The organism is Rubrivirga sp., assembly GCF_049648075.1.
Taxonomy (GTDB): domain Bacteria; phylum Bacteroidota; class Rhodothermia; order Rhodothermales; family Rubricoccaceae; genus Rubrivirga.
The window spans coordinates 1-4,845 of the sequence record NZ_JBARYR010000304.1 but is presented as its reverse complement, the minus strand read 5'-3'; the positions used below and the strand labels follow the sequence as shown (position 1 = coordinate 4,845).

Genomic DNA, 4,845 nt, shown 5'->3' with positions numbered 1-4,845 from the left:
CGCCCAAACGCCTCCGCCCTCGAGGACGAGAGAGATCGAGACCTCGAGGACGCTTGCCTACTGCCTCTTCCCCCTTGCCTGTTAGCGCAGCGAACCCCATCATGCTGTCCCAAAGATGCGGTCACCGGCATCCACCAAGCCGGGCCTGATGTACGCGTTCTCGTCGAGCTCCCGGTCCAAGGCGGCCGTCACCACGTCCACGTCGGGGTGGAATTCCTCCAGGCGCGCGACGCCCTCGGGAGCAGCCACCAGGCAGACGAACGTGACGTCCGACGCCCCTCGGTTTTTGAGGTGGCTGATCGCCCCGGCCGCGCTTCCCCCCGTCGCCAACATCGGGTCGACGACGAACGTGCGGGCGTCGCGGACTTCCGGCGGCACGTTCGAGTAGTAGTCGACCGGCCGGTGGGTCTGCTCGTCGCGGTACATGCCCAGGTGGCCGACGCGGGCCTCGGGCACGAACCGCACGAACCCGTCCACCAATCCGAGCCCGGCCCGCAAGACCGGCACCACCACGACCTCCCGCGCCAACCGATGGCCCTCGGTCTCCTCGAGCGGCGTCTCGACACGCGTCTCCGCGACGGGCAGCGTCCTCAGAGCCTCATAGGCCAGAATTGAGGACACGTCGTTCAACGTCTGCCGAAACACGCCGTACGGAGTCGACCGGTCGCGGAGAGTGGTGAGCGAGCGCTTGAGGAGCGGGTGGTCGACGACGGTGAGCACAGAGGAAAGGGGCAAGGGGTGAGGAGCAAGAGACGCTGAGGGACATCGGCAAGGGAGCCTCGTGCCCCCTCACTTATCCCCCGTGCCCTCACAGCCGCCCTTCGGCCTTCGCCTTCTTGTGCGCCTCCTCGTTCTCGATCCACGGCTTGCGGTCGAAGTAGCTGTCCGTCAGCTTCTTCAGCGTGCCGGACAGGACCACGAGCGCGATCACGTTCGGGATCGTCACGAGCGACAGCGCGACGTCTCCTAGGTCCCAGATCGTGGTCACGGCCAACACGGCGCCGACGAAGTGCATCACGACGAACACGCCCTTGAAGGGCAGGATCGCTTTTTTGCCAAACAAGTAGTTGGCACAACGGTCGCCGTAGTAGCTCCACGAGATCGAGGTCGAGATCGCGAACAGGATCACGGAGAACAGGACGATGTAGCCGCCCAAGCCGCTCCACCCGATCGGGGCCAGGCCGCGCTCGAAGGCGAGCGTCGTCAAGGGCGCCGACGTGCGGACGGTGTTGCCGTACAGCGTCTCGATCACGCCGCCGTCCGCATCGAGGGCGGCTCGGGACCCGGTGTCGATGGTGCCCGTGAACGGACGCGTCTGCGCCTCGTCGACGAATAACGTATCGATGCCGACGTTGAAGCGGGCCACGCGGGGTCCATCGAGGACTTGAGGGATGCCCTCGTTGTAGGCGATGGCCTCGTCACCGAGGTAGTCATCGAAGCCCGCCTCCCGGTCACCCGTCACGACGGACACGTTCGAGGCGCCCAAGTCGAAGGACGCCGGAGCGGTGGCCTCGAAGGCCCCCGTCGTGATGAGAACCAAGCCCGTCATCGTACAGATCAGGATCGTATCGATGAACGGCTCCAAGAGCGCTACGGCGCCCTCCGAGACCGGCTCGTCCGTCTTGGCGGCGGAGTGGGCGATGGGCGCGGAGCCCTGACCGGCCTCGTTCGAGAACAGGCCGCGCTGGACGCCGTAGAGCATCGTCAGCAGGAACACGCCGGCTCCCGTGCCCGCGACGCCGGACTGGGGGTTGAAGGCCTCGGAGAAGATGCGCCCGAACGCGGCCGGTACCGATCCGATGTTGAGGGCCAGAATGAGGAGCGCGCCCGCGACGTAAATGGCCGCCATGACAGGCGCCACGATCGATGTCACTCGGCCGATCCGACTGATGCCTCCGAGGATGACGATGCCGACGATCGTGGCCGTGATCGCTCCCGTAATCCATGGGTCGATGCCGAACGAGTCGAAGACCTGGGTCGCGACCGTGTTGGCCTGTACGGCGTTGCCCGTCATGAACGACGTCAGCATGAGGGCGAACGCGAAGAACATCGCGACCGGCTTCCACTTGCGCCCGAGGCCGCGCTCGATGTAGTACATCGGCCCGCCGGAGACCGAGCCTTCCCAGGCCTTTCCGTCCTCGTCGACGCGGACGTCTCGGTACTGCTGCGCCAACGTGACCTCGGCGTACTTGGTCGCCATGCCCAGGAGCGCGGTGACCCACATCCAGAACAACGCGCCCGGCCCTCCGATGTGGATCGCAAGAGCGACGCCTGCGATGTTGCCGACGCCGACCGTGGCGCTCAGCGCCGTCGTGAGGGCCTGAAAGTGGCTCACGTCGCCGGGCTCGTCGGGGTCGTCGTACCGGCCGGTCGCGACGGCGAAGCCGTGGCCGAGCTTGCGGAACTGGATAAACCCGAGCTTGATCGTCAGGAAGACACCTGCGCCCAGCAAGAGAATGACGAGCGGGTAGGCGAGGGCATCGCCAATACGGCCGACGACGAGTTCGAAGAGCTCCATTAGACAGGCAGACAGGGTGAGTGATGAGGCGGCGTGAAGATAGGGCCGCCCCCGAGACCCGGCCGGTCACGCTCGTCCCGCACCAAATCCCGTCCTCGATGCCGCGCCCTCGAGGACGCTCCGCCTCTACTCCGCGAGCGGCTCGCCCTCGAGGTCGACGAGCAGGCTCTCTGCGAGCACCCTGCGCTGCGCGTCCGCCGAGTCGTCGGTGAGCGAGAGGAAGCGCTCCAGCTCACGTCGGGCACCGGCGGTATCGCCCACGTAGGACCGAGCCACACCATGATCCATGGCATGGGTCGCGTTGCCGGGCGCGAGTTCGACGGCCTGCCCAAGGTCCTCCACGGTGCGCGCCCACTCGCCATCGAGGGCGTTGGCGACGAAGGCGCGGTAGCTGTAGATGCGATCGAGTGGCGTGTCGCCCTTCTGCCCCGCCTCGATCGCGTCGATGGCGGTGGTGAGGTCCTGGTAGGCCCGCTCGGCGTCGGCCTCGTCGCCCGTTTGGTCCCACTGGGTCCAGTGGCACAAGCCACGCAGCACGAGCGGGTCGGGGTCCCCCTCGTTCTGGCGTACCTGGGCGTCGAGTGCTTCGATCCCGTCCTCGAGGTCGCCCTGCTGGCACGCTGCGAACGCCTGTTGCATCGAGGACGCTGGCGCGGCGTCTAGAGCGGGGCGGGGCTCGTCACTGCCGCAACCCGCGAGGACGACGGCCAGGACACACGAAAGGAGCCGGGTCATAGCGAGTCGGGGTCGACCTCGACCAAGCGGCCCCGGACGAGCGCGAGGGTGCGGGCGGGGAAGGCCTTGACGAGCCGGTAGTCGTGCGTCGCCATGAGGAGGGCCATGCCCTGGCGGTGGACCTTGACGAGCAGGCCCTGGATCTCGTCGGCGACGCGGGGGTCGAGGTTGCCGGTCGGCTCGTCGGCCAGGAGAAGGACCGGGTCGTTGACGAGCGCTCGGGCGATGCACGCGCGCTGCTGCTCGCCGCCGGACATCTCGCTCGGGCGGGCCTTGGCACGGTGGCTCAGTCCGACTTCCGCCAGGGCCTGCAACGCTTTCTGCCGGACCACCTTGCCGCGCTTGCCGGTCGCATGGAGCGCGAACGAGACGTTCTCGACCGCGCTCCGGTCGGGCAGCAGCTTGAAGTCCTGGAACACGACGCCCAGCATCCGCCTGAGGTGTGGGATGTCCCGCTCCTTGGTCGCGTCCGACTGGTACGGCCCGACACGGACGACGCCGTACTCGGGCTTGACGTCCATGTACAAGAGCTTGAGGAGCGTCGACTTGCCGCTTCCGGTCGGGCCGATGAGGTAGGCCATCTCGCCGCGCTTCAACGTCAGGTTGAGGTCCGTCGCGACGTCGACGCGAGCGCCGGACGGGTCGGTGTAGCCGGCGGCCACGTTTCGGAGCTCGACGAGCGGACGCTCGCGAGGCGTTGGCTGCGGGGCGGCGTCCGAGACGCGTTCGACGACGGGTTCCACGGGAGCGCGGTGACGGGTCGGCAAGCTACCGCGCCGCGTCGACCTCGAGGACCCAGTGCACGCGCTCGGATTCCTCCGTCGCCGCGTCGACCTCGAAGCCGTCGTAGGCGGCGACGATGTGGAGCCCCGCGCGGCCGATGGCGCCTCGGACCTCCTCGAGGCCGTACGCTCTCTGGACGTGCGTCTCGGTCGTGCGCCGCCCCGTCTTGGGATCCGTGAGCGTGAACGTGTTGGTGTGGAGCCGGGTCTCGGCGTCGTAGGCGCTCGACCGGACGTACCGGAAGGCGCCCGCTTCTCCGATGTCGTCGAAGCTGTCCGGGTGGTTGACGGAGTTGGCCGGCGTCGACTGGTCGACGATCGCGATGCCGCCCGGCGCCAAGCCGTCTCGGATGTGGCCGAGCATCGTTTCCACGTCCTCGAGGTCGAGCAGGTAGTTGAGGCCGTCGTAGACCAGCACGATGACGTCGGCGGGAGGTCCGGGGACCGGCTCGAGAAAGTCGGCGGTCTCGAACGGGACCGAGCGTCCGGCCTCGAGGGCGGCCCGGCGAGCGACCTCGACCATGGCGGGGGCGCCGTCGTAGCCGCGGTACTCGTAGCCGCCGTCCGGGCCGAGCGGTTGGAGCGCGACGGCCAGGGTCCCGGTCCCGCACCCCAGCTCGACGATGGACCGAGCGTCCGGGTGATGCTCGCGGATCACGTCCTCGAGGTAGTCCGCCCACCCGGGATAGTCGACGTGGGCCATGACGGCGTCGTAGCCGGCGGCGAGTGCGGAGTACGGATCGGCCACGAGGTCGGGGGCGGGAGGGTTGGAAGATCGGGCGCGTCCTCGAGGGCGGACTGGCTTCGAGG

5 protein-coding genes are annotated in these 4,845 nt (G+C 68.2%); all 5 read right to left on the bottom strand.

Going from position 1 to position 4,845, the window contains the following annotated elements; all coding sequences use genetic code 11:
* Nucleotides 1-99: 99 nt before the first annotated feature.
* Complete coding sequence (gene upp / locus WBA11_RS09025; RefSeq protein ID WP_424520369.1) at nt 100-735, bottom strand: uracil phosphoribosyltransferase; 636 nt, start codon at nt 733-735, stop codon at nt 100-102.
* 73 nt (nt 736-808) lie between these two features.
* Nucleotides 809-2,518, bottom strand: coding sequence for an alanine/glycine:cation symporter family protein (locus WBA11_RS09020; protein ID WP_424520368.1), 1,710 nt, complete (start codon nt 2,516-2,518; stop codon nt 809-811).
* Nucleotides 2,519-2,644: 126 nt separating this feature from the next.
* A complete protein-coding gene (locus tag WBA11_RS09015) occupies nt 2,645-3,253 on the bottom strand; it encodes a hypothetical protein (RefSeq protein ID WP_424520367.1) in 609 nt (202 codons plus the stop codon).
* The gene (locus WBA11_RS09010; RefSeq protein WP_424520366.1) at nt 3,250-3,996 is read right to left on the bottom strand and encodes a cell division ATP-binding protein FtsE; all 747 of its coding nucleotides are present in this window, start codon (nt 3,994-3,996) and stop codon (nt 3,250-3,252) included. Before WBA11_RS09010 ends, WBA11_RS09015 begins: the two co-directional genes overlap by 4 nt.
* A gap of 25 nt (nt 3,997-4,021) precedes the next feature.
* A partial coding sequence (locus WBA11_RS09005; protein WP_424520365.1) for a class I SAM-dependent DNA methyltransferase occupies nt 4,022-4,845 on the bottom strand: 824 nt, incomplete at its 5' end.

Bases quoted from the DNA above. Each gene is read 5' to 3' on its own strand.
- WBA11_RS09015 (WP_424520367.1), bottom strand. From the start codon at position 3,253: ATGACCCGGCTCCTTTCGTGTGTCCTGGCCGTCGTCCTCGCGGGTTGC.
- WBA11_RS09020 (WP_424520368.1), bottom strand. From the start codon at position 2,518: ATGGAGCTCTTCGAACTCGTCGTCGGCCGTATTGGCGATGCCCTCGCC.